Origin of the sequence: Oceanobacillus phoenicis, from assembly GCF_047238145.1 — a bacterium.
GTDB lineage: Bacteria > Bacillota > Bacilli > Bacillales > Amphibacillaceae > Oceanobacillus.
The window spans coordinates 25,826-50,395 of record NZ_JBDFME010000002.1; the positions used below are offsets into that span (position 1 = coordinate 25,826).

A 24,570-nucleotide genomic window follows, 5' to 3' on the forward strand; every position below is an offset into this window, starting at 1 on the left:
ACATGCTGATTGTGAGGGATTCTAATGAAAAAAATAAAATGTGAATGTGGACATATCAACCCAGAAGGAACGGTATTATGTGAAGCCTGTGGTAAACCTATAGAAGAGAATCAGCATATTGATGGTAACGAAGGAAAGAAACTTCTTAATATGCGTTATGACGGTACGGCACGACGTTCGCAAACATACACTACGTCGATTGTTGACAAAATATGGAGCTTTTTTTCATCTGTAAAAGTCGGGGTTTGGCTAATTGTTATTGCATTGGTCGCTTCGATGCTCGGGACAATTTTCCCACAAGCTCAGTTTATACCACAAAATGCAATATCACGTGACCCTGCAGTATATTATGAAGATCAATTTGGTATTTTAGGGCTTATTTATTACCAGTTGGGTTTTTACCAATTATATAGCTCTTGGTGGTACATGATATTGCTTGGACTCATTGGTATTTCTTTAGTGATCTGCAGTTTGGATCGATTTGTGCCTCTCTATAAAGCTCTAAAAAAGCAGAAAGCCAAGCGACATGAAACTTTTCTAAATAGACAACGATTGTTCAGTGAAACAGAACGTGTTACAGATGCAGAAATCGAACAAGTGAAGAAAAGATTGCAAAAACAGCGATATAAAGTTCGAGATGAAAATGGCCATATCTTGGCTGAGAAGGGAAGGTTTTCAAGATGGGGACCTTATGTCAATCATATTGGTCTCATTATCATTTTACTTGCAGCAATCCTCCGTTCAACGCCTCTTTTGTACGAGGACGCATTTATATGGCTCAGAGAAGGGGAACAGAAGGTTATTCCAGGTACAGATGGGGAGTACTACATAAAAAACAACGATTTTATTATGGAAATACACGACGAAAATGATGAACGGTTTAAAGCAGCTATTGAACAGCAGGGCATGGTACCTAGTAACTTTCAGACCGATGTTGTTGTTTATCAAGCAAATGATAGTTCTATTCCAGGTGCAGAGCCCGAACTGGAACCAATACTGGAGAGCTCTATTCAAATGAATATACCTGCAAAATTTGAAGGCTATACATTGTATCAATCTGGTTACCAGTTAAATGAATTTACAAGTTTGACACTTAAAATTTATGAAACGAATGATCCAGATGAGAAATCTTTGGACACATTTACTATTGATTTAACAAATCCGGAATCCGAATACATGTTGGAAAATGGATTTAAAGTTGAAGTTGATCAGTATTATCCAGATTATGTATTAAACGATAATGGTATACCGACATCAGAAACAAATTATCCGAAAAACCCAGCATTTGTCTTGTTGGTCTATCCTCCAGGTAGTGATTCTGCAGAAGTCAGCTTCATTGGGATTGGTAAAAATATTGATGCAACAGGAGAAAATGAATATACAATTGGCTTACAGGATTTTGAATTGCATGATGTAAGTGGATTACAACTACGAAGAGATTACACCTTGCCACTTTTCGGTGTCGGTTCGGCTATCTTTATGATAGGGGTTATTCAAGGAATGTATTGGCAGCACAGGCGAATTTGGATTCAACCTAAAGGAAATGGATTATTAATGGCAGCCCACACGAATAAAAACTGGTTTGGGATTAAAAAGGATATTGAAAAATCACTTGAAAATACATCGATAAAAATGGTTGATGATCAGCAGGAACTAGATAAATAAGTCTGCATGTAAAAAATGCAGATTTATTCATCAAAAAGGAGGAGAACATGTAATGGATTTGTTGAATGTAAGCAGTATGATGCTCTATACCGCTTTTATTTTGTACTTAGTTGCTACCATTTTCTTCGGTGCAACAATTAGGCAAAAAAAAAATGAACGCAGAAAAAGAACAAAGGCTGGAACAATTGGTATCTCGATCACCATTATTGGGTTTATCGCTCAGCTCGTTTATCTTATTACAAGATGGATGGCAAGCGGAAATCCCCCAGTAAGTAATATGTTTGAATTTATGACATTCCTTGGAATGTGTATGGTGCTAGCTTTTATCATTATTTACTTTTATTATAAACTTACATCATTAGGGTTATTTGCCCTTCCGATTGCACTCGTTATTATTGCGTATGCAAGTATGTTCCCAACGGAAATACCACCATTGGTACCTTCCTTGCAAAGCCACTGGTTATCCATTCATGTAACAACTGTTGCGCTAGGGCAAGGAATCTTATTCATTAGTCTAGTGGCGGGGTTAATGTATTTAATTAGACAATTAGATCAAATCCGACGCACTGCAAAGAATACATGGCTTGAAGCTATACTTTATACAACCTTCCTATTCATAGGATTTATTGTAATTACATCTATCTTTAACGTAATGAATTACAATGCGTCATTTGAGTATACAGAAGGAAATGCAATCGGGATAACAACGGAGTATCATTTACCACCTATTGTAGCTCCAAACGAAGGAACCCTTTTAACAGAAGGTGTCATGAAACCATGGTTTGATGCACCTACCTGGATGCAGGGAGCTGATGCAGGTAGGAAGTTTAATACGGTTATATGGTCATTCTTTATAGGTACTATCCTTTATGTGATCGTTCGATTAGCTTTTCGTAAACGGATTGGAGCAAGCGTGCAACCACTCCTAAAAAACGTGAACCCAGATTTGTTGGATGAGATTATGTACCGTTCCGTAGCAATTGGATTCCCGATATTTACATTGGGAGGATTAATATTTGCGTCAATATGGGCTCAGGAAGCTTGGGGACGCTTTTGGGGATGGGACCCCAAAGAAGTATGGGCACTAGTAACTTGGTTTTTCTATGCAGCATTTTTACATTTAAGACTTTCAAGAGGTTGGCATGGTGAAAGATCTGCATGGCTAGCAGTAATTGGATTTGCTATTATTATGTTTAACCTAATTGTGGTGAACTTAGTTATAGCTGGACTACATTCTTACGCATGATATTTGTTTTAAACATTGACCTTATATTTAGAGGTTGTTATTACGAAATGCGGAAAATGTGGTAGGATCTAGAGTAAAGAAATCTAGAAAGCTAAGGTAATTAAATGAGGTTTGGATATGAAAGATAAAATTTTAGTAGTCGATGATGAATGGAATATGAGAAACTTGATAAAGATTCATTTATCTAAAATAAATGTTGATATCGATGAGGCAAAAAACGGAAAAGAAGCACTTCAAATGCTAGATAAAACACTCTACAACGTAATGATTCTAGATATCATGTTACCAGATATTGATGGCTGGGCAGTATGTGCAACTGTTAGGGAGACAAAAAACGTACCGATTTTGATGTTAACAGCCCGAAGTGACATTAAAGATCGAGTTCATGGACTTAATATCGGTGCGGATGATTATCTAATAAAGCCGTTTGCTCCTGAGGAACTCGTAGCTAGAGTCACCGCCTTGATCCGTAGAGAGAAGATGATAAATAAAGAGAATGATACACCGATATTATATTTTGAGGACCTCTCTATTAACATGATCAGTAGATCTGTAAAGGTAAAGGATAAACCAATCGGATTAACGCCAAAGGAATTTGACATTCTGTATTTATTTGCCAGTCAGCCGAAGAGGGTATTTACACGTGAAATGATATTGGATAAAATCTGGGCTACAAACGAAATGCGGGAACTTCGAGCAATTGATACACACGTGAAGAATATACGTGAAAAACTTCGTAAGTACGGGTTTTCCTATAATCCAATCAAAACAGTTTGGGGAGTAGGATACAGGTTTTTAAATACAGAAGAGGATAAAACCTAACATGAATAGAATTGTCTTGAAGCTTGGCGGAATCATGATGTGCCTGATTTTGGCCGTGTTATTACCTTTAGGTTTTGTGGCCGATAAAATATTTACTAACTTCTATTATAATCAAATACAGGAAGAGATTCGAGAACTTTCTCAAAAATATGCAAATACGATAACGTCACTCGATGATGAGACGATGATAAATATGTATAAGAATCTCGCATATTTCACCAATAAGGAGATTTATATTACGGATGCAAGTGGGAGAATCATAGCAGACACTGGTGTTCAAGTCAATGCCTTGAGTAACAACGAACTCATGCAATTATCAGAAGGCGAGTCAATTCGAAAAAACGTCGAGGAAAAGAAAACAAATAATATCTACCTTGGTCATGGTCATCCTATCATGCTTTCTAATACGTTTCAGGGTTCCTTTTTTGTCCTGGCTCCTGTAGACGATGCCCATGAACCCGTTCGTAAGATTAGGGATTTATTAATTTTGTCTGCAGTGGGCGCGTTTTTTTTGGGATTGGGAATTATTTTTTTTCTGGCTAAAAAAATGTCAAACCCACTGTTGGAAATGGAACGGGCAACAAGGGAGATAGCAAAAGGAAACTTGGATATACGCGTCAACAAGCTACCTAATGATGAATTAGGCTCACTGGGTGCAGCAATCAATGACCTTGCAATGGAAACAAATCAATACAGAGCTAACCGTAGAGAACTTTTCGCAAGTATCTCACATGAACTGCGTACACCCATCTCGTATCTGAAAGGATATGCAAATGTATTAAAAAACAATCTGTATGAAACAAAAGAGGAAAGACGACAATATCTGACCATTATTGAAGATGAATCGGATCACATACTAAGGTTGATTAATGACTTATTTGATCTATCAAAAATGGAGGAGGGTAAAATAGATCTTCAAATGGAAACCGTTGATATCGTAGAAATTATGAAAACTATCATTTTGAAGATTGGGATCGAACTCGAAAAAAAAGGATTGAGGTTAGTTACTGAAATTGACGAAGATATCCCGTTCATTGAGGCTGATGGTAATCGCTTGGAACAGATTTTTATAAATTTGTTAACGAATGCAATTCGATATACAGAAAAAGGCTCTATTTTTCTCAAGGTAAGGAGCAAGAAAAATAACGTATATGTAACCATAGAGGATACAGGTATGGGGATTCCTAAAGAAGAACTTCCTCTCATCTTCGAGCGTTTCCATCGGGTTGAGAAATCACGGTCAAGAGAATTGGGAGGAACGGGATTGGGACTGGCTATAGTTAAGAATCTAGTCGAAATCCAACATGGGACAATTTCAGTAAGTAGCAAAGTTAATAGAGGAACAAAGTTTGAGCTAAGCTTCCCAAAAGTGGAGTAGGGGGAAATATGAAAAAAATTGAATGGTTGTTAGCAATATCCTTAATTATCATTGGATTAACCTGTCTGACTGTTTCTGGTGCAACAATGTGGGGGAATGGGTCGATTAAATCTTATGTGACAACACTTATTCAAATCTGTTTGTGGACGGGGCTGCCAGGGATAATTATTGGAGTTTTATATGTTATAATCCTTATCGGGAGAAAAAATAAATAAGCCTTAATTGCTTTTCATATAACTTGGACCTTCTGCAAAAGCAGGTGGTCCAAGTTATAATAGTTAAATTTACTGCACTATCAAAGTAGATACCATGTCGTTATGACCTTCACCACAAGGAATACTGCAATATATGGCGTATTCTCCTGGTTTTTCTGGTGTAAAGACTGCATCACCACCACCATCTATTCTTACATCAAGGTCATCAATGGCCAATCCATGCATTCCTTCATCATTTACAAGACTTATATTAACTTCTTCCCCAGCCTTTACAGTGTATTCAGCCTGGTCAAATTGAAAGTTTTTGCTTTAATTTCAATATCGTTATTCAGAGTAAAATCTTCCGAAGAACTGGTACTTTCTGTCTCTCCAGTTGAATTATTTATTTCGGTGTTCCCGTCACTGTCACTATCGGTGTTACCTCCACCGCATGCGGCAAGTACTACAATTAAACCTAGTAATATTGTTGCTACTATACTTTTCTTCAACTAATTCCCCTCCTATGTAATTTCCAATAATTATTGTAATAACTAATTAAAAATAATTATATGAATTATATGTCAACTAATTATACAGAAAATATGACAATAATGAGGAAGTTGGATAAAAAATCAAATGAAATAAAATATTCTATTGTTCCGATTGCGTAACACAGAACATATTTTAAAATATTTTAATCAAAATGGATAAAATCTGCACATACAATCGTTAAGGTTTAGAATAGGGTTATTTATAAATAAGTCATTAGAATAGGAGGTTAGATAATGATATTTAATTCAGGAGTACCACTAGATAGGGAGTTTTTGGAAATTGGACCGATTACAATTTATTGGTATGGCGTTATTATTGCTACAGGAGCCGCATTAGGCTTATGGCTAGCCATGAAAGAAGCAGAACGGCTTGGTTTAAAGAGAGATTTACTTACGGACTTTATAATTTATGCCGTCCCAATTGCAATTATTTTTGCTCGAATTTATTATGTAATTTTTGAGTGGAAAAATTATGCTGAAGGCCCATTTTGGCGTGCGTTTGCTGTTTGGGAAGGTGGAATTGCCATACATGGAGCGATTATCGGTGGTGTGCTCACGGCAATTGTGTTTTGCCGTATGAAAAACATATCATTTTGGCAATTAGCCGATATTGTGGCACCAAGTCTTATTTTAGGACAAGCAATCGGCCGCTGGGGAAACTTTATGAACCAAGAGGCACATGGGGGCCAGCTTTTAGAGAGTTCGTTTTTATATGATTTACTGCCTGAATTTATCATCAATCAAATGACGATAAATGGCGTAACCTATCATCCTACGTTTTTATATGAATCGTTGTGGAACATTATCATTTTCGTTCTCCTATTGTTATTACGAAGATTTAATCCATTGCGAGGGGAAGTTTTCCTAACTTATTTAATAGGATATTCTATCGGAAGGTTTTTTATTGAGGGCATGCGTACCGATAGTTTATATGTAGTTGGTGATCTACGGACAGCACAAATAGTCTCGATTTTACTTATCATAGGATCGATCATTTACATCATTTATCGTCGTAAAACAATAAAAGCTGTCATTTTCGGTTCAGGAAAAAATAACAGAAAATAATCACGGCAATATCCGTTTATAAAGTTGGTTTAATCTATTTATTAAATATAGCAAATTAAGCGCTGGATTTTTTAATACAATATAGAAACGTAACGCCTTTTGTGTGAAATCAATTCTTTCCGCATCAAATTTCTTTCCTATCGCTACCTGGTCCACCATCCCAAAAAGTTCTTCTAATTGAAGGAATGTAATTTACTTTGTTTCAAACTAATAGATTGAATAAAAGGAGCTCACTCTAGACGACGTGGGCTTATGTTTGAATATTGCCATTGAAATTAACCACTTGTACCATAAAATTGATTCAATGAGGTAGTAATGATAGGATTATAGCTGCCGTTTATTGCCAAAAATTATTACTACAGAGGTTCCTTGTCAAGACTCCAAAACAGGCCTGCAAACCTATTTTTAACAATCTATCTTAGTGGATCAAAAAGATGACACCTTTTGATCTAAATAATAGCAATATTCAATATTGTGTTATTATTATTTGATTGCTTTATCAAGTGCATCTAAATTGTAATTAATCAGTGAAATGGTTTTATGCAGATTTAATTAAACGTATAATAATTTATCGATTCTAACCGACAAAGACATTGAAAGTAACGGAGATTAAAACTTCTAAATTGGTTAGCAACCTCATATAGAATCAACTAGAGGTGTTTTATGGATGAAAACTAAAATTAAGGAAAAAAATAACGTTAATTTTCTATCAATAATACTGGGTTTTCTTTTTTTTATACTTTCCATAATAGTATTAGTAGTTAATACACCAACTATGAAAATCAACATTTTCCAATATCAAGATTATGTAGGAATTGCAAATTCAGATACTATTACAGACGCATTCCTTCTTATGGTAGGACAAGAGATTCCTCAATTTAAAGTTTTTCTTGAAGGGGAATTAGAGGTACCTTCAATATCTAATTTAGCCTTTGAAGCGGTAACTGGAATTAGAACTAATAATATATCAACATTCCTTTTGAAGGAAATCCCAGGATTTAACAGTGCCAACACTAAAATTTATATTGCGGGAGAGGGGTCAGATTATTCGAATCTCCCACAGGAATCTCCTCCACCCGATTTTGATGAATTGCTTAAAGGAGAAAACTCAAATATCAACAAGGAAGATGAGCCGAATAGTGAAGAATCGGCTAACGAAGAGAGTATTACCAGCAAAAATCCTTCTGTTTTTATTTATCATTCCCATAGTTGGGAAGGATACTTACCTTTGATGAATAAGGATGTTAAGCCAAGTGATTCTTCTAGTACAGATAACCAAGAAAATGTAGTACTTGTTGGATCGATGTTAAGTAATAAACTGGAGGAATATGGGATAAAATCTCAACATGAAGATACGAATATGGCGCAGGCGTTAAACGATAAGGGATGGGATTATACCGATTCGTATACATTGTCACGTGAACTTGTTGAGACTGTATCAGCACAAAGTAAGAGTATCTCCTACTATATAGATATTCATAGAGATTCAGCGAGAAAAGAAAGTACAACTACGACTATTAATGGTAAAAATTACGCAAGGTTATATTTTGTTGTAGGGCAAGAACATGAGAATTATCAAGAAAATTTACTGTTTGCAAAAGATATCCACGAAAAACTTGAAGAAAGCTACCCTGGTCTAAGTAAAGGGGTTTACTTAAAAACGAGGGCGCAATAGAAGTAAATGCTCAGTAACTAAGATATTACTATAAGACCTAAACATATGAGAAATTAACATCTGGAATTGTTTTTCTATTCATGTTCATAGGGAGGTTATTATTTGTGTGCGGCATCTTCCTAATCAATAGGTTTAATTCTAGTTGGAAATATAAATAACTATTGTTATATGGGAAAGGATAAAATGAAAAGCAATTCATTAATAGAATGGATTGCATTTTCATTTTATCTTACTTAAGGACTATATTTTTTGGCGATAGAATATACCAATTATGCTTAATAGAAAGGCGATAGAAAAATATGCTAAATATGGATTGAGATGACCAAAAATGGAATCGAATCTTACTTCATTCACAAGTTTCTTTTTCAATTCAGTTTTTGTTTCATTAAGAACTTCCTTTAACTGATAAGAAGCTATTTCTATTCCATCCTGAGTAGTGATTTCTAAGGTTCCATCCTCCTTGGTTGCTTTACTCAGTTGCTCACTTTTGGGGTAAGTATAAGCTATTTTCTCAGAGGCTATATATTCTTGATCTGCTACCATAAATTTAGTTCCTTTTGGGATAATGGATGTTCTGTAATTCTTAAATCCATAGTCTAGTAACTTAATTGTGTCATCATACGAATCATTTTTCATGCTGCCTTTTAAGGTGATTACAATTAGGGTTAAACCACCTCGCTTTGCGGTTGTTGCTAACGTATAGCCGGATTGACTGACAAAGCCATTTTTCCCACCTGTTACACCTTCATAAGGTATTTCCTCTTTTACTAATTTATGATGGGTCAGTATGGTTGTGTCCCATGTTTGCCCATCCCATTCTAATTCCTTTGTTCCGAATATTTCCCTAAAGGTTGCATTTTTCATGGCATACCGTGTTATTTTCGCTAAATCTTCTGCAGTGGTACGATGTTTTGGATCAAATAGACCATGAGGGTTTACAAAGTTAGTATTCTGGACGCCAATAACGTTTTTAAGATAGATATTTATGTCTTTAGAAAACTGTTTCTCACTACCACTTAAATGCTCTGCAATTGCTACACCCGCATCATTCCCTGAATTGATTAATAAACCTTGAATTAGCTTTTTCAATGATACTTCTTCTCCCTTTTCTAAAAAGACGGTGGTACCTTCTACATGCCTGGCACTGGCATTACTGCTAATCGTTACAATGTCATTCAGGTTACCTGTTTCAATCGCATAGATTGCTGTAGCAATTTTCGTCACACTTGCAGGATACATTGGAGAATTGGAGTTTTTTTCATAAAGAACCTGTCCTGAACTTGCTTCCAGTACAATAGCAGCCTCACTCGCCACTATTGGAGGAGAAGGATTGGGACCTCCGAAGGCTTTTGAAACAAACAAAGAATTTATAGCGACAAAAGTTGTGATAAATAATAATATTTTCCTCATATTCAACTACTCCAGGAATGTATTTTCTTTGTAAAATACAAAACGGTGTCTTTATCAGACTCAGTTTGTAAACGGTAATTTTGTTGGTATGTTTCATGCCCTTTTCCCGTGATAATAATCCAATCTTCTGGATTGCTATGTTCGATAGCCCACTTTATGGCTAGGGTTCGATCGGGAATGACAAGTCCTTTTTCATTTCCATAGAGAGTGTTCAGGTTTTCTAGTGTTTCTATCATTTCACTTTGAGGAACAGAATTTAAATCATCCAGGGTCAATATATATTGATCGCTTGTGCCGGAGGTTACCGTCAACATTTCCTGCCTTTTAGTATGGTCTCTGTCTCCTCTGAAGCCGAATATATGAATTACTCTATTTGCACCTAACCGCTTTGCAGTTGTTAAGCAGTGTAAAATAGCTTCTGCTGTATGGGCATAGTCGACTACAATTGTAGCGCCATTAGTCAGTTTAATTTTTTCAAAGCGCCCTTCTACACCCTGGAAATTTGAAACGGATTCAATAATAGAATCCTCACTAAGACCCAATAGTCTGGCACTAACACAAGCCATCAACGTATTATACATATTGTGAATTCCATGCATAGGTGAAAAAATAAGTTTTACATCATTACAATCTTCAACGAAAATAGTTGAGTTTTTGAAGTTAAAATAAAGTAACCTCACTTTATTATCAGAAGATTGGCCAATAGAATTAACGTTAATTCCTTTGCCCTGTAAGATTTTAGCCAGTCTTTTACCCCAATGATTATCCGTGTTAACAATGGCTTGTCCACCTTCTTTCAGATGGTCAAACAATAACATTTTAGTTTGAAAGTAATCTTCCATCGTAGGATGGTAATCTAAATGTTCATGTTCAAGGTTCGTAAACAAGCAAAAATCAAATGTTATGCCCTGCACTCTATATTGAGATAACCCGTGTGAGGACACTTCGACTATGACAACCTCATCCTTACTTTCTTCTATTAATCTTTGTAAATCTAATGAACTTGGAGTAGTGTTAACGCTCTTCTTAACCTGGCCATTGATAACATTTTCTATGGTTCCAATTAACGAACATGATTTTCCATTACTTTCTAAGAGATGTTTCAAGATATAACTTGTCGTTGTTTTTCCATTCGTCCCTGTAATACCGATCATTAGCTTTTGGTTTGAAGGATTGCCATAAAATTTATTTGCAATGATACCCAAAGCTTTTCTACTATTCTCAACTTGTATATAAGGTGCAGTTAAACCGGTGATTTCTGATTCACCTACTATTACACATGCACCTTTTTCAATAGCTTTCAGAATAAATTGATGACCATCTTGATTGAACCCGTTAATGGCCACAAAAATATAGCCTTGTGACACATTAACTGAACTATCTGCTATACCTGTAATAGTGAGGTTTGCTGTCTCAGAATCTATTTTGCTTGTGTTATTAATTCCTTCAATAAGGCTCTTTAACTTCATAGGTGGTTGACTCCTCTTATGCAAATGTTAATACCTGTTTAATTTTAAATAGAAAAGATGGAGAAAATGTGCAGATTCGGTACTTGTAATATTAGCTTAATATTCCAGTGTTAAATTGGTTATATCACCTCAATTAGAGGTGTTTTATATAAATAACAAGGTAAATTAAAAGGATGACTTTATTCTATGAAATGTGATTTCTAGTTTAGTTTTTTAAGTAAGATAAAAGGGTCGTGATCCGCTAAATAAAGGAGAAACGAATCCCCTTTATTTAGTGAAAGAAACCTTCCCAATTCTATAGGGATTCGAATTGCTCCTTTTTCGTTTATAATCATTTTATTTTCTAATGTATTTCCAGCGTTTTTTTGAATGATCAACTCATTTGACTTGGCTATTATAGATATAGTAACTTCATCTCCAGCCAATATAAATAACCTTTCTCTAATTTTTTTCGGTATTGTGATAGTCTGCCTCTTGCTTAATTTACATACGATACCGGTATCTGTTAATTGGTCACGCTCTAGTAAGCAATTAGTCATTATTCGACACCTCAGATCAGAAATATTTTTTATTTTAGAATAAAAATATCAAGAAACTCTGCAGAATTTACTTATTCACAAGAATCTTTACGATTTAAAAATTTTGGAGAGAGTCTTTACGTATTATACACTCAGTAAAAAAGAGCGTGATAAAGTATGTGCGGAGTTCTCTGGAGAAGTGATTATATAAAAACGACAACCAAGTGATTTTTAAAAGTAGACGAAGATGAATACTCCCGCCCACTTGCATCACATTTAACATTCATAGTTTTAAAAGGCCATTTAAGACAGTGACTTTCATTTTTTTATAATCCTTATTAAATCACTAATACTAACACCCAATTTTGATGCCTTTCTTATCGTTTGCTTTTTAAATAAGCCACCAGCTATTAACAATAAGACTAATTTTATTACTTTTCAACAATTTTTGATTTACCACATTCAGAAATATAAATCGTAATCTTTCCTATTTTCAAACAGTAATCATTACGGTATGATGTGGAAGTAAAATTATGCAAAATAGGAGGAAGACGAGAGTGAAAGATATTAAGGAAATAGGAATAGTTCTAATACTTATCTTGATTACAATTGGTTGCTCGCCATCCAATCAAGCATCAACTGAAGATGATACAGAACTTACTACCTACACAACAATTTATCCTGTTCAGTATGCTGCTGAAAGGATTGCCGGAGATACAGTATCGGTTGAAACCGTATACCCACCGGGAGTAGATGAGCATTCATATGAACTTACATCACAAGATATGACAAAAATCGTAGAAAGTGATGCGTTTATATATTTAGGCGCTGGGCTAGAAGCATTAGCGGAAACAGCTGCAGAGACGCTTTCCTCTCAAGAAGTTAAACTGATTGAAATTGGACAGCACAATGAACTGTTTGTGCCAACCGAAGAAGGGCGTGTGGATGAAGATAAACATGCTGGAGAATCGAATGATAGTGACCGACATGACGACGGTGAAGTGGATCCGCATATTTGGCTTGACCCTCTAAGAATGATAGAATTGTCGCAAATTATCAAAGAGGAACTTATTGCATTAAATCCGGATGAAGAGGCTACCTACAATGAAAACTTTGCAGCATTAGAAGCAGAATTAACCGCATTAGATCAAAATTTCAGCGATATATTAGGAGAAAAAGAGAAGAAACAAATTCTTGTATCTCATGCGGCTTTCGGATATTGGGAAGAACGCTACGACATAGAACAGATTTCAATAAAAGGACTATCATCAAGCAGTGAACCATCACAAAAAGAGTTAACGGAAATAATTGACCAAGCAGAAGAATCCAATTTAGATTATATCCTGTATGAACAAAACAGCTTGAACAGAATATCGGAAGTAATTCAAGAACAAATTGGTGCGGAATCCTTAACCATTCATAATTTGTCTGTTTTAACTGAAGAAGATATTGAGAATGATGAGGATTATTTTTACCTAATGAATTACAATTTGGATATACTTGTCAAAGCTACCCAATAACAAAAGAAAACCACCTACTTATGTATTTGTCTTAGGTCCACATGACATACTCATAAACAGGTGTGTTTTAGTTTAAACAATATTTATCAAATCTTACAAACGTTAGGAAAGTATAATCCTTTATCATTTCATCTTTACTGACGGGCACCTAATTCATAACGATAAAATATCGATAAAATATGAACCAGTGAGAATTTCCAGTTTCCTTTAAGTTTATAAGTAAAACTTTAAAATGGTCTACAAACATATCAGTAAAATAATACCCACGTTCGTTAAATTCGCTATAAAGATTGGTGAAACATAATGGTTCACCATTACCAGCTTCAAATATTTCAAATTCCCCTCTGTCTATTTTTACAAATTTACTTTGCACTATAAGGGGTCTCGTCAGGAAAATGCGGATTTACAACGCTAAGCACATTTCCGAGACGATTCCCCTATTTTTAACAACGTTAAGAAAGTTTCAAGGGTCTTAATGAATCTAGCGAGACCATTTTCTCCGATTTAAAATGGTATTCTCCAAGTAAATTAATATGTTCCCAACCTAGAGGTGACATATGGTGCAATAATTCTTCATTAAAACTACCTGACCGTTTTTGATATTCAACTGCTTTTGTTAGATGTAAAGTATTCCAAATACTAATGGCATTGATAATTATATTTAAAGCACTGGCTCTTTGAAGTTGGTGCTGTATTGTTCGTTCCCTAAGTTCTCCTTGTTTTCCAAAGAAAATAGCTCTTGCCAATCCATTCATAGCTTCTCCTTTATTCAATCCTCGTTGTATTTTTCTTCTTAGAGATTCATCTGAAATGTAATTCAGAATAAAGATTGTTTTTTCTATTCGACCCATTTCACGTAAGGCTGTAGCTAAGCTGTTTTGTCTTGAATAAGAACCTAATTTCCCCATAATAAGGGATGCTGAGACGGTTCCTTCTCTTATTGAATGGGCTAATCGCAAAACATCCTCATAATTTTCTTTAATAACCTTTGTATTTATTTGTCCACGTAAAATGGTTTCTAATTTTGGATACTCACTTGCATTATATATTGTAAATAATTTAGAATCCGATAAATCTCTTATTCTTGGAGCGAATTTAAAACCTAATAGATGAGTCAATCCAAAAATTTGATCAGTATAACCGGCTGTGTCTGTATAATGCTCTTCTATGTTTAAATCTGTTTCATGGTGCAATAAACCATCCAAAACCTGAATGGCATCCCTTGAGTTAGTATGAATAATCTTTGTGTAGTAAGATGTGAATTGATCACTTGTAAATCGATAAATAGTGGCTCCTTTACCGGTTCCATAATGGGGATTTGCATCTGCATGTAGTGATGAAACTCCTAGCTGCATTCTCATCCCATCCGATGAGGATGTTGTTCCATCACCCCAATAAGATGACAATTGTAGCTTGTGATGGAAATTTACTAATACAGCTTGAGCTTTATTCATTGCGTCTTCATACATGCGCCATTGAGACACATTGGCTAGTTGCTTATATGTAAGTCCCGGTGTGGCTTCAGCCATCTTACTCAATCCAATATTCATTCCCATACCTAAAAGGGCAGCCATGATAATAATCGTTTCTTCTTTATTTGGCTTTCGATTATTGGAAGCATGCGTGAATTGCTCATGAAATTCTGTTATATGGGCAACATCCATTAGTAGGTCGGTTAATTTTATTCTTGGTAGCATCTGATAAAGGCTTGCACTAAACTTTTTTGCCTCTTCTGGAACATCTTTTTCTAAGCGTGCGAGTGACAGCTTTCCTTTTTCAAGAGAAACCCCATCCAACTTGTTGTAATTGGAAGCTAACCACTTTAACCTTTCATTAAGGCTGCTGATTCTCTCCTTTATATAATCCTCGAATGCTAAACTAACTGATAATCTCGTATTCTCCCTCGTTTGATTCCATGTATCTTCCGAAAACAAATATTCCTCAAAATCTCTATATTGTTTGCTACCAATAATGGAAACATCTCCTGCCCGAACATGCTCCCGAAGTTCTGATAAAACAGCCATTTCATAGTAATGCCGATTTATTGTTGTACCATCATCCTCGTATAAATGTTTTTTCCATCGTTTTGAAATAAAATCCACAGGTGAGTCATTAGGCACTTTTCGTTTTCCGGATTCGTTCATTCCTCGGATAATCTCAACAGCCTTTAAAAGTGGCTCATTTGCCTTTGTGGAATGAAATTCCAATACTCTTAATAGTGTTGGTGTATATTTTCTTAGTGAATAAAACCGTTTTTGCAGTAAGTCTAAATAATCATAGTCGGCAGGACGTGCAAGCTCCTGAGCTTCTTTGACTGAAGAAACAAAAGAATTCCATTCGATAACGGATTCTAAAACCTCAAAAACGTCTAATTTTTCCTGTTTTGCTTTGATCAAAGCTTGTCCGATGTTCGTATAGTGTATAACTTTCTCATTCAGCTTTTTACCGTTTTGTTTCTGAATTTCCTCTTGAGCCTTACGGCCTTTTGATAACAGACTGAGTATTTGTCTGTCATGAATTTCAAAAGCTTTATCCGTTAACTCCTGAGTAAGATTTAATAAATAGACGGTTAATATTGAATAGCGTTTATTTTCCTGAAAGTCACGGAATGCATAAGGCTCATATCTTGAACCTAAGCGGGAGATAGCTGTAACAGGCGATTGCGATGCAAATGACTAATTTTTACCGTCTCCAATTCTATTTCCCGTATGTATTCCAGCCGTTCTATTACTTTTAGAAATGTTTCGGGTGAAGGATGACCCGGTGGTTCCTTTAACCAACCCAATATTGTTTTATTGGATTCGGATGGAAGCTGCGAAGTTATGATCTCTTCAAGTTTTTCTTTTTGCTCATTTGTTAAAGACTGACTAACCGTATTAAATAGCTTCTTTTCAGCCATTGCTCTCGCTTCCCACACCATTCTTTCAAGTGTAGTGATAGCAGGTAGTATGATTTTGTTTTTTCTTAGAAAATCTATGCATTCATGCAGTAGATGAATGGCATCACCATTTTCCAAAGCTAATTGATGAAGGTGCTTAAATGTCATTCGATATTCTCTCAGGGTAAAAGTTACAAAGTCGTATTCACTTCGAATTTCTTTCAAATGATCCCAAAGTGTATTTTCCCTTTGAGGATAATGACTAAGCGAGGATGGACTGGCACTGATCTGTTTCGATATATATTTTAAGACTGAATCTGGGATGTTTTTGATATGAGTGTATGGCCAACCGGGATACCGAAGAACAGCTAATTGAACAGCAAATCCTAAACGGTTTTCTTCCCTCCTTCGCTTATTAACTATTTCTAAATCCCGTTTGGAAAAAGTGAAGTAGGTCCCCAGTATCCATTCATCTTCAGGGATTTGCATAAAATCCTGTCTCTGTTCCGGTGTAAGCAATTCTCTACCTCTTGCAAATTTCATTCAGTATCATCCCGTTTCTGTATTTTCAATTTATTACAATTATATATCAATAGAGTGTACTCTATTGATACAAGTGTAGTAGACGGATAAAATCATAGTGTCAATTTAGGAATTATTTTGCACCTTTTTTAAGAGTTATTTTGCGCAATAAGGATACCCTCTTAACCTAAAAAAGCCGAATTCCTGTAAACTAAGCAATCGACTTTTTTTGTTGGATTGTTGAATTAAGCATCTTTCACCTCAATAAGAATTTCTCACTATTTGGTCGACGATATATTTTGCATCATATCCGACACCTTGTAATAACGCAGAACCACGTCTATATTGCCAAGGTAAACCTAAAAAATATAAACCCTCTATATTAGTAATACCTCTATTATGTTTAGGATTTCCTTTCTCGTCTAATACGCCTGATACATTTAACCATGAATAGTCAGGTATAAAACCGGTAGCCCATATTATGTTATTGACATCAAGAAACGTGTTATCTTGGAATATAACCTTATTTTCCTTGCCATCCATGGATCTGTTTTTAATAAAAACAGATCCATTTCGAATAGCATACTTTAATTCAAGACCAAAGATCGGGTCCCCTCTTTTTTGTATTAGTTTTCCTAAGAATGAATTGAAAGGTGCCTTTAACACTCCAACCTTATCAAACCACCAAAATATACTTTTACTTCTAATTGTCAAAGGCAGTAATGTTAAACGTTTACTAGTTGATAGATAAGTCTTCTTCTCTCGTGAAATTTCAACAGCTATCTGCGATCCACTATTTCCCCCGCCCACAACTAACACATTTCCTTCTTTTAATTGAGAAGGGTTTTGATATTCCGAGGAATGCAACTGAACAATCTCTTTCGATAAATTGTTTGAAAATCAGGTGTTCTCGGCTTCTGAAAAGGCCCAGTTGCTATTATGATATTTTCAGCTTTATATTCCATATGCTCTGTCGAAACGTAATAGATATTTTTATTTTTTTGAACATTCGTTACATTAGTGTTATGTTTAATCGGTAGATTAAATGACAATGCATAGTCTTTCAGATATTGTGATATTTCGTCTTTTGAGGGAAAGCCATTGGGATCCCCATTGAGTTCGAGTCCCGGCAAAGAACTGAATGATCTTGGAGTAAACAAAACCAAGGAATCGTACCTCTTATTCCATACCTCTCCTACTTCTTGACCTCTATCTAATATGAGGAAAGAATGATTAAATTGTTTTAAGCAATAACCTATTGCAAGACCTGCTTGTCCAGCGCCAATAACAATCGTATTGTACATTTCTTCACATCCTATCGGTAAAGGCTTATATGTATGGAAAGCTGTTCACCCATCATTGAACAGCTTTCCTAAAATTATTCTTTCACCCTTAAAAGTCTTAGTGCATTTAAAATTACAATAATAGCAGCCCCGGTATCGCTAAGCACAGCCATCCAAAGTGTCAGCCACCCCGGGAATATAAGAACTAATGCTATAAATTTTACAATTAAGGAAAACCAGATATTTTGCTTGATAATCGCTAAAGCTTTTCTGCTTAGTTTAATGGTATGTGGTAATTTCTCCAGATTATCCGCCATTAGAACAATATCGGCAGTCTCCATTGCCGTATCCGTTCCTGCGCCACCCATTGCAATCCCTAAATCTGCAGTTGCAAGTGCAGGTGCATCGTTTAAGCGTCTTTATCCCACGGCATAATCATTTCAATAGCATTAAATGGATCAAGCCCTTCATTTCGTGCTTGCCATGCTAAAGGGGTTTTTCTATTGTCTACAAATGGATCTATAAGACGCCCTCTTATTCAATAATACTAAAAGCCGATGATTCCTTAGCGTAGGAAAAATCAGCTTTCTTTATGTCGAAATTTGCTTAGCGTATGTTTTCCGCGTTTTGTTGGTAGGACCCCTGGTAGTAGTGACATAAGACATGTCAGTGTTAATTTAACTAAACTATATGAAAAATCCGATTTACAATTAGATTTATTTGACGATAAAGTAAAGAAGAATGATATAGGATACGTTATGGACACAATTCGAGATAAATTTGGTTCTACAGCGATATTAAGAGCTTCAAGCTATACTGATTCGGGTATAACTGTTGACAGAAGTAAGAAAATTGGTGGCCATTATGCTTAAAGGGGAGATAGGAATGAGCAGGGTAAATGATAGGGGATCGGTTAAATGGACGTCAATGATGATGCCGGAACATATAGAGATGTTGAAGGGTCTAAAAAGAGAACAAATTAAAGTACAAAAACCAATCATTGACGAGCAAAAACAAGAAGAAATTAATTTCCAGTTAACTATGGGATTCAAAGATAATTTATTAGTTGAAGTTAAATATTATGAGAATGGTCACTTTTTAACATTTAAAGGATATATACAAAGATTGCATTATGAAAATAGATTTATTGAAGTTTCTGAAGGTATTTTTAATCGAGAATGTTTAAGGATAAGATATCAGGATATATTAGATGTGTTTATAGTCTAACGGGACCTTTGGAGTATCGTGTAACTAATATAAGGACCCCCACTAGCTAATACAATAGCCCATAAAAAATACGAGCAGGCATAATAAGCCTGCTGTTTTTCGTGTGCCCCGGGAGTGTAAACTAAACTGTGTAAGTAAGAATGCGTACGGTTCTTACTCACACAGTTTTTTATTTGGTAGAATAAAAGTAACGAAAAAGGAGTGTGACTGATATGGCAAAGCCAAAGAAAAATCCTAACTCCGAAGAATTAGCGAACAAGATTATTGAAAAATATCAACCAGAATCTGTAGAGGACATGCAGAATGCACTCAAAGATATATTTGGACCTATGTTTGAATCCATGTTAAAGGGTGAAATGAATCATCATTTAGGTTATGATTCGAATGATAAAGCGGAAAAAGAGACAGAAAATAGACGGAATGGCTATGGAAAGAAAACGATTAAAACCAGTACGGGTGAAATGGATATTAAGGTTCCACGAGATCGTGATGGTTCCTATAATCCAGAACTGATACCGAAACGGAAAAAGGATGTATCTGCGATTGAGAGTAAAGTGATTTCGATGTATGCACGCGGGATGTCGCAGCGAGATATATCGTCAACGATTGAAGATATTTATGGTTTTTCAGTGTCCCATGAAATGGTATCGGATATTACCGATCAGGTTCTTCCTGAGTTAGAAGAATGGCAAACCAGACCGTTAAGCAGCTGTTATGCCTTTGTTTTTGTAGACTGTATGTATACAACGATTCGGAATCAATATGAAACAAAGAAATATGCCGTTTATACGATATTAGGATATACCATGGAGGGCACTAAAGAAATTCTTGGATTATGGCTCAATGAAACGGAAAGTAAACATAAATGGATGCAGATTTTCGATGAAATTAAGGCAAGAGGAGTCGAAGATATTTTCTTTATATCTATGGATGGAGTAAGTGGGCTGGAAGAAGGGTCACGTGCCATTTTCCCGGATGTTATTGTCCAACGCTGTATGGTTCATTTGATTCGCAACTCCGTCAAATACGTTCCTAGTAAGGATTATAAAGCATTCACCCAAGCATTAAAGAAAATCTATGGTGCACCAAGCCTGAAGGCTTGTCTAAGTGCTTTCGAATCTTTTCAACAACAATGGGCTGCCTATCCAGGGGCTATTGATGTTTGGACAAGGAACTTTCACCATGTCGAACAGCTTTACGATTATGGAAGTGCGATTCGAAAAGTGATGTACACCACAAACGCAGTGGAAAGTATTCATTCCAGCTTCAGAAAAGTAACCAAAAAAGGAGCATTCCCCAACGAGAACGCTCTATTAAAAGTATTGTTTTTACGTGTAAAAGAACTCGAGACCAAATGGGTTGGTGGCCACATCCAAAACTGGGCAATGGTTATGAACCAACTTCTTCTACATGATGAGTTAAAAAATAGGGTGTTAAAGTACCTTGAGTAAACAAGGACTTACACACTTTATTTGACAAACCCTGTGCCCCGCAGTCACACGTTCTTTTTCATTCCCTTAGTTTGTTTGGTTTATTCCACCTTGTTTTTTCTTTTGAGACATCATTTTCAATCCACCAAAAACCATAATACCAACACCTAATACATTGAGGATATGACTTGCATCTTCTATAGTTGAAGTTACTTCTGGCAATATTCCTAAACTCAATATAGATGCCAATAATATACAAAACCCAACTAGTAGGATACGTTTACCCGATATTTCTGATACATTTGGTATCATCTCTCCTAAACCTCCTGCTAACATAGCAGTTCCAAATGGCAATATTGTTAATATAATTCTCTCATCTACTGGTATTGTATAAAGAACTAAAAATGATAAAATTACTAATATTAAACCTATAACTGATAATGGTAAAGCTATTTTCGTCATAAATATCATCCTTTCTATAATACATAAATTGTTTAAATCTCCAAATCATTAATAGCCATATGTTTCTGCTTTGTGCTTTATCATACACTAAATTTTGAATTCTTTGTTTGATAATATATTCATGACAAATTCATCATCTGATGTAGTACCACTATTTCTTTCCTTATTCAATTTATAATGTTCACAAACTAATTTTATATATTTTCTATAGAACATAGAATTAGGTAGATCGGAAATTATTCGATGTACATCATATATTCGAGATGGATATAGAAATATTTCTATATCCTGAATATTCCATTGTTTCACTTCTTCTTCGTATTTCATGTAATAGCGATCTGGATTATGTGCACCATTCACTCCATACGGATCATCTTTCATAGGAATAAATTCACTGAAAGTTAAAGGTATCCCCATTAAACGATAAGTAGTTCCATTAATAACTACTCCAAATGGACGAGGAAAGAGCAATACCAATTCTCTTTCGTAAGTTATCCCGATAAGAAAACGATATTCTTTACGAGAAGGCATACGATGTAAGTAGCGAATAGCAACTTCTTGTGTTAATTGATTCCCATTCCCATCTTCTTCATTTAAGGTTAAATATTCAATTAAGTCTGCATTTTTCTTTAACCTTTGTGACTCCCAAAAAGATTCTGGATCTTCTTTTGCCTGTTTATGGTTTTTATTCAGATGTACAAATTGCCCCAAAATGACCCAAATAAGAATCGGAGAGAGTGCAATAAGTAGAATTACACCTAGTACGACACTTCCAAACTTACTTCTTAAAGCAACATTTCCATATACATATATCAACAAGCCAATTCCAACAATCAATGAAAAAGCAAGACAGAAAAATAGATATAAAATAATAACATTATAGGTTGTAGCTGCACTTCCTCCAACGCCATCTACCGTTATTCCAATATTTTCTGCAACCTTATTAAGACCAATAAAGTTTATAAGTGGTTGTATCCAATCCGACCAGGCTAGGATAACAATAATTGCTACAATAACTCCAACAAGTCCTGCAAGCCCAACATGTTTTCCTCCACGATAGTGAAGATAAATATTTGCAATCTCAAATAATGAATTCATATGATCACCGCCATTTACTGTATCTATTTCCCAATAGATTAAATATTTAATATCTTATGATATAATTATATCATGGGCTTAGAGATACACCTATACTACAAGAAAAATGCACCTTATTATTGGAGTTGTTAAAAATGTTAAACAAAGAATATCAATTAAGTGAATTTATAGAGGATATTGAACAAAAATTTCGGAAGAATACATTTGAAATGAACTATTATTACGAGAATAAATACTTACATCACTATAACCGCACTTGCCCTTTATGCAAAAAATCAATTAAGACTAACTTTAGAAACGTATTAACCGATGGGGGACTCGTTGGGTTAATACGTACTAACGAAGATAAAAAAGCTATGTCTTATACTCTCTGCAAAGGGTGTAGTAAAAGTTTTAGTAAGAGTACAAACCAAAAAAGAAAAGAATCAGAATCTATAATATCTACACATATAGTGTCAACAATAACCGCATAAAAAGGACTTCCTATATTTTAGGAAGTCCTTTTTATTAGCTGTTTTTATCTAACCATCTTTTTATTGACTCCGTCATTGTAAAAGCATTTTCTTTTACTTCATCCACTAGCATGCTTATGAACGCCCCTAAAGTAATGTTTTCCTGATAAGGATTATTTTTATTAATGAATGCCAGTATCTCTCTTAATTGTTTCAAGCGCTTCGAATCTAATTCTTTTTTTACATGATTAGATATATAAGCATTTACGATATCAGTATTTGTAATAGATGCATCTAAAAGTAATGCAGTTGCAGCAGAAGTTGTAGAATCCAGAGAATAAGATAATCGAACGAGTTTATCATGATCTTTTTGTAAAAAACGCATTGTAATCCTTCGCTTTTGTACTCCTTTAGGAAGAGTATATCTTTCTCTATTGTTATCTCCAGCATATAGAACATTACTGTTAGCCCAATAATCTCGGATAAAATGCTGGGATAAATTTTCAGTTACTACCGTTGAATATAGGCCTTTCTTACAAATTACTTCACCTACATCTTTTATAGGTGTGCTCGTAACATAAGATATTCGACTAATACATTCGTATAATTGATTTGGAATAGTAGGTTTAACATCTCTTTTCTTATCTGAACGTTCTTTCCTCTCCCTTTCCTGAACTTTCATTTAAATCCCTCACTTATACTTAGGACACTGTCTTTGTGTCCTAGATTTATTATTGATTATATGAGTGGGGGAGAGGGGATATGTTATCTTTAGGACACATAATTAAATGTAATGCTAACTCAAAATTTACTTGTTGTTCTTTTTGTTTTTTAAAGGTAATCCATATTTTTTAGTATGTTGAATGGTCTTTTTTGCAAATTGTTCCGCTTCTTTTTTTGTCATTTTAATTGGCATAAAATCATCTCCTTATGCACAGGATTACCATTTTTAACTATTGTTATAATTATTTATTGAAATTTAAAATAAGATAAATTATCAAAATTGATAATAAGAGTGAATATTACTAAAATAATGAAATATAATAAATCTTTTGTTTTGAAATCTTGCTTTTTAATTAATAAAATATAAAAATGATTCAAATAATGATTTATAATAATCACAAGGAGGCTTAATAATTATGGATAACTACCCAATTCCAAACGTCCCCCCGATCTATTGGAATGCAATTTCTAATAATGATAGTAGTTTTGATAACAAATTTTATTATGGAGTAAAAACAACTAAAATCTTTTGTAGACCTTCTTGTAAATCAAGAATCCCTAATAAAAACAACGTGTATATTTTTAATGAAGCGCAATCAGCTCTAGAATCTGGATTTAGGCCATGTAAAAGATGCAAGCCAGATAATTTATTATTGCCAAATGAAGAATGGATTAAGCTCATATGTGATTGGATAGATGAGAACTTTCAGGATGAAATAACTCTTAATTCTTTATCAGAAACATTTCACTCTAGTCAATTTCATTTACAAAGAACATTTAATAAAGTAACAGGGCAAAGTCCCTTATCCTATCTACAAAAAAAAAGATTAACTACTGCAAAAGATATGTTAAAGAATACAGATTTTCCAATACATTTTATATCCTCTAAAGTTGGATTCCAAAATAACGCTTATTTCAGTACAGTTTTTAAAAAAAAATATAATTTAACTCCTAAGAATTACAGAAATCAATTTAAATAATA

The 24,570-nt window shown here is 34.8% G+C and carries 21 protein-coding genes and 3 pseudogenes; 12 read left to right on the forward strand and 12 right to left on the reverse strand.

The genetic code is table 11. The features are described 5' to 3' along the window. Window positions 1-24: 24 nt before the first annotated feature. From resB to ABC346_RS19950, 5 genes are all read left to right on the forward strand, one after another. Complete coding sequence (gene resB, locus ABC346_RS19930) at window positions 25-1,665, forward strand: cytochrome c biogenesis protein ResB (protein ID WP_413236609.1); 1,641 nt, start codon at window positions 25-27, stop codon at window positions 1,663-1,665. Window positions 1,666-1,717: 52 nt separating this feature from the next. After that, entirely contained in the window at window positions 1,718-2,911 is a 1,194-nt protein-coding gene (ccsB, locus tag ABC346_RS19935; RefSeq protein WP_317958650.1) for a c-type cytochrome biogenesis protein CcsB, read from the forward strand. 117 nt (window positions 2,912-3,028) lie between these two features. Further along, the gene (locus ABC346_RS19940; protein ID WP_413236610.1) at window positions 3,029-3,733 is read left to right on the forward strand and encodes a response regulator transcription factor; all 705 of its coding nucleotides are present in this window, start codon (window positions 3,029-3,031) and stop codon (window positions 3,731-3,733) included. 1 nt (window position 3,734) lies between these two features. Further along, window positions 3,735-5,111 carry a sensor histidine kinase gene (locus tag ABC346_RS19945; protein WP_413236611.1) on the forward strand — a complete coding sequence of 459 codons (1,377 nt, stop codon included), beginning with the start codon at window positions 3,735-3,737 and terminating at the stop codon, window positions 5,109-5,111. A gap of 8 nt (window positions 5,112-5,119) precedes the next feature. Continuing rightward, a complete protein-coding gene (locus ABC346_RS19950) occupies window positions 5,120-5,326 on the forward strand; it encodes a hypothetical protein (protein WP_317958647.1) in 207 nt (68 codons plus the stop codon). 69 nt (window positions 5,327-5,395) lie between these two features. On the opposite strand, the gene ABC346_RS19955 is transcribed toward ABC346_RS19950, so the two are convergent. After that, window positions 5,396-5,551, reverse strand: coding sequence for a cupredoxin domain-containing protein (locus ABC346_RS19955; RefSeq protein WP_413236612.1), 156 nt, complete (start codon window positions 5,549-5,551; stop codon window positions 5,396-5,398). Between the two features lie 44 nt (window positions 5,552-5,595). Further along, the gene (locus ABC346_RS19960; protein WP_413236613.1) at window positions 5,596-5,814 is read right to left on the reverse strand and encodes a hypothetical protein; all 219 of its coding nucleotides are present in this window, start codon (window positions 5,812-5,814) and stop codon (window positions 5,596-5,598) included. 276 nt (window positions 5,815-6,090) lie between these two features. Between ABC346_RS19960 and lgt the strand changes: the two genes are divergently transcribed. After that, entirely contained in the window at window positions 6,091-6,921 is an 831-nt protein-coding gene (gene lgt, locus ABC346_RS19965) for a prolipoprotein diacylglyceryl transferase (protein WP_413236614.1), read from the forward strand. A 667-nt stretch (window positions 6,922-7,588) separates the two neighbouring features. Beyond that, window positions 7,589-8,596: a stage II sporulation protein P gene (gene spoIIP / locus ABC346_RS19970; protein WP_413236615.1), complete on the forward strand. Its 1,008-nt coding sequence runs from the start codon at window positions 7,589-7,591 to the stop codon at window positions 8,594-8,596. Between the two features lie 240 nt (window positions 8,597-8,836). Here spoIIP and ABC346_RS19975 read toward each other — a convergent pair whose 3' ends face one another. The 3 genes from ABC346_RS19975 to ABC346_RS19985 form a co-directional block, all read right to left on the reverse strand. Beyond that, a complete protein-coding gene (locus tag ABC346_RS19975; protein WP_413236616.1) occupies window positions 8,837-10,006 on the reverse strand; it encodes a D-alanyl-D-alanine carboxypeptidase family protein in 1,170 nt (389 codons plus the stop codon). Between the two features lie 2 nt (window positions 10,007-10,008). Next, window positions 10,009-11,475, reverse strand: coding sequence for a UDP-N-acetylmuramoyl-L-alanyl-D-glutamate--2,6-diaminopimelate ligase (locus ABC346_RS19980; RefSeq protein ID WP_413236617.1), 1,467 nt, complete (start codon window positions 11,473-11,475; stop codon window positions 10,009-10,011). 200 nt (window positions 11,476-11,675) lie between these two features. Continuing rightward, window positions 11,676-12,014 (reverse strand): AbrB/MazE/SpoVT family DNA-binding domain-containing protein, encoded by a 339-nt coding sequence (locus ABC346_RS19985; protein WP_317958641.1) that lies wholly within the window; start codon window positions 12,012-12,014, stop codon window positions 11,676-11,678. Between the two features lie 536 nt (window positions 12,015-12,550). Between ABC346_RS19985 and ABC346_RS19990 the strand changes: the two genes are divergently transcribed. Next, window positions 12,551-13,513 (forward strand): metal ABC transporter solute-binding protein, Zn/Mn family, encoded by a 963-nt coding sequence (locus tag ABC346_RS19990; protein ID WP_317958640.1) that lies wholly within the window; start codon window positions 12,551-12,553, stop codon window positions 13,511-13,513. 148 nt (window positions 13,514-13,661) lie between these two features. Here ABC346_RS19990 and ABC346_RS19995 read toward each other — a convergent pair whose 3' ends face one another. The 4 genes and pseudogenes from ABC346_RS19995 to ABC346_RS20010 all read right to left on the reverse strand — a co-directional run. Beyond that, window positions 13,662-13,886 (reverse strand): hypothetical protein, encoded by a 225-nt coding sequence (locus ABC346_RS19995; protein ID WP_413236618.1) that lies wholly within the window; start codon window positions 13,884-13,886, stop codon window positions 13,662-13,664. Between the two features lie 79 nt (window positions 13,887-13,965). Further along, window positions 13,966-16,934: pseudogene (locus tag ABC346_RS20000) on the reverse strand (Tn3 family transposase). Window positions 16,935-17,174: 240 nt separating this feature from the next. Then, window positions 17,175-18,217: pseudogene (locus ABC346_RS20005) on the reverse strand (flavin-containing monooxygenase). Window positions 18,218-18,291: 74 nt separating this feature from the next. Next, window positions 18,292-18,609, reverse strand: a pseudogene (locus tag ABC346_RS20010) (heavy metal translocating P-type ATPase); the annotation flags it as partial. A 472-nt stretch (window positions 18,610-19,081) separates the two neighbouring features. Here ABC346_RS20010 and ABC346_RS20015 point away from each other — a divergent pair. Together ABC346_RS20015 and ABC346_RS20020 are read left to right on the forward strand one after the other, a co-directional pair. Next, window positions 19,082-19,423, forward strand: a complete 342-nt coding sequence (locus ABC346_RS20015) for a YolD-like family protein (protein ID WP_317958639.1) — start codon at window positions 19,082-19,084, stop codon at window positions 19,421-19,423. Between the two features lie 212 nt (window positions 19,424-19,635). After that, the gene (locus tag ABC346_RS20020) at window positions 19,636-20,874 is read left to right on the forward strand and encodes an IS256 family transposase (protein WP_413234722.1); all 1,239 of its coding nucleotides are present in this window, start codon (window positions 19,636-19,638) and stop codon (window positions 20,872-20,874) included. A gap of 66 nt (window positions 20,875-20,940) precedes the next feature. On the opposite strand, the gene ABC346_RS20025 is transcribed toward ABC346_RS20020, so the two are convergent. Together ABC346_RS20025 and ABC346_RS20030 are read right to left on the reverse strand one after the other, a co-directional pair. Beyond that, on the reverse strand, window positions 20,941-21,315 hold the full coding sequence (locus ABC346_RS20025) for a hypothetical protein (RefSeq protein WP_317958638.1): 375 nt from the start codon (window positions 21,313-21,315) through the stop codon (window positions 20,941-20,943). An 87-nt stretch (window positions 21,316-21,402) separates the two neighbouring features. Further along, window positions 21,403-22,413, reverse strand: coding sequence for a hypothetical protein (locus tag ABC346_RS20030; RefSeq protein ID WP_317958637.1), 1,011 nt, complete (start codon window positions 22,411-22,413; stop codon window positions 21,403-21,405). A gap of 134 nt (window positions 22,414-22,547) precedes the next feature. Between ABC346_RS20030 and ABC346_RS20035 the strand changes: the two genes are divergently transcribed. Then, the gene (locus ABC346_RS20035) at window positions 22,548-22,886 is read left to right on the forward strand and encodes a hypothetical protein (RefSeq protein ID WP_317958636.1); all 339 of its coding nucleotides are present in this window, start codon (window positions 22,548-22,550) and stop codon (window positions 22,884-22,886) included. A gap of 34 nt (window positions 22,887-22,920) precedes the next feature. Here ABC346_RS20035 and ABC346_RS20040 read toward each other — a convergent pair whose 3' ends face one another. After that, on the reverse strand, window positions 22,921-23,547 hold the full coding sequence (locus ABC346_RS20040; RefSeq protein WP_317958635.1) for a hypothetical protein: 627 nt from the start codon (window positions 23,545-23,547) through the stop codon (window positions 22,921-22,923). 457 nt (window positions 23,548-24,004) lie between these two features. Here ABC346_RS20040 and ABC346_RS20045 point away from each other — a divergent pair, with 457 nt between their 5' ends. Beyond that, on the forward strand, window positions 24,005-24,568 hold the full coding sequence (locus ABC346_RS20045; RefSeq protein WP_317958634.1) for a bifunctional transcriptional activator/DNA repair enzyme AdaA: 564 nt from the start codon (window positions 24,005-24,007) through the stop codon (window positions 24,566-24,568). Window positions 24,569-24,570 lie beyond the last annotated feature (2 nt).

What these genes read in the sequence shown, in the direction of transcription:
- ABC346_RS19940 (WP_413236610.1), top strand. Translation starts at nt 3,029, where the DNA reads ATGAAAGATAAAATTTTAGTAGTCGATGATGAATGGAATATGAGAAAC.
- ABC346_RS19985 (WP_317958641.1), bottom strand. Translation starts at nt 12,014, where the DNA reads ATGACTAATTGCTTACTAGAGCGTGACCAATTAACAGATACCGGTATC.
- ABC346_RS20030 (WP_317958637.1), bottom strand. Translation starts at nt 22,413, where the DNA reads ATGAATTCATTATTTGAGATTGCAAATATTTATCTTCACTATCGTGGA.
- ABC346_RS20015 (WP_317958639.1), top strand. Translation starts at nt 19,082, where the DNA reads ATGAGCAGGGTAAATGATAGGGGATCGGTTAAATGGACGTCAATGATG.
- ABC346_RS20025 (WP_317958638.1), bottom strand. Translation starts at nt 21,315, where the DNA reads ATGACGAAAATAGCTTTACCATTATCAGTTATAGGTTTAATATTAGTA.
- ccsB (WP_317958650.1), top strand. Translation starts at nt 1,718, where the DNA reads ATGGATTTGTTGAATGTAAGCAGTATGATGCTCTATACCGCTTTTATT.
- ABC346_RS19945 (WP_413236611.1), top strand. Translation starts at nt 3,735, where the DNA reads ATGAATAGAATTGTCTTGAAGCTTGGCGGAATCATGATGTGCCTGATT.
- ABC346_RS19955 (WP_413236612.1), bottom strand. Translation starts at nt 5,551, where the DNA reads ATGCATGGATTGGCCATTGATGACCTTGATGTAAGAATAGATGGTGGT.
- ABC346_RS20020 (WP_413234722.1), top strand. Translation starts at nt 19,636, where the DNA reads ATGGCAAAGCCAAAGAAAAATCCTAACTCCGAAGAATTAGCGAACAAG.
- ABC346_RS20045 (WP_317958634.1), top strand. Translation starts at nt 24,005, where the DNA reads ATGGATAACTACCCAATTCCAAACGTCCCCCCGATCTATTGGAATGCA.
- ABC346_RS20035 (WP_317958636.1), top strand. Translation starts at nt 22,548, where the DNA reads ATGTTAAACAAAGAATATCAATTAAGTGAATTTATAGAGGATATTGAA.
- ABC346_RS19980 (WP_413236617.1), bottom strand. Translation starts at nt 11,475, where the DNA reads ATGAAGTTAAAGAGCCTTATTGAAGGAATTAATAACACAAGCAAAATA.
- ABC346_RS19975 (WP_413236616.1), bottom strand. Translation starts at nt 10,006, where the DNA reads ATGAGGAAAATATTATTATTTATCACAACTTTTGTCGCTATAAATTCT.
- ABC346_RS19950 (WP_317958647.1), top strand. Translation starts at nt 5,120, where the DNA reads ATGAAAAAAATTGAATGGTTGTTAGCAATATCCTTAATTATCATTGGA.
- resB (WP_413236609.1), top strand. Translation starts at nt 25, where the DNA reads ATGAAAAAAATAAAATGTGAATGTGGACATATCAACCCAGAAGGAACG.
- lgt (WP_413236614.1), top strand. Translation starts at nt 6,091, where the DNA reads ATGATATTTAATTCAGGAGTACCACTAGATAGGGAGTTTTTGGAAATT.
- spoIIP (WP_413236615.1), top strand. Translation starts at nt 7,589, where the DNA reads ATGAAAACTAAAATTAAGGAAAAAAATAACGTTAATTTTCTATCAATA.
- ABC346_RS20040 (WP_317958635.1), bottom strand. Translation starts at nt 23,547, where the DNA reads ATGAAAGTTCAGGAAAGGGAGAGGAAAGAACGTTCAGATAAGAAAAGA.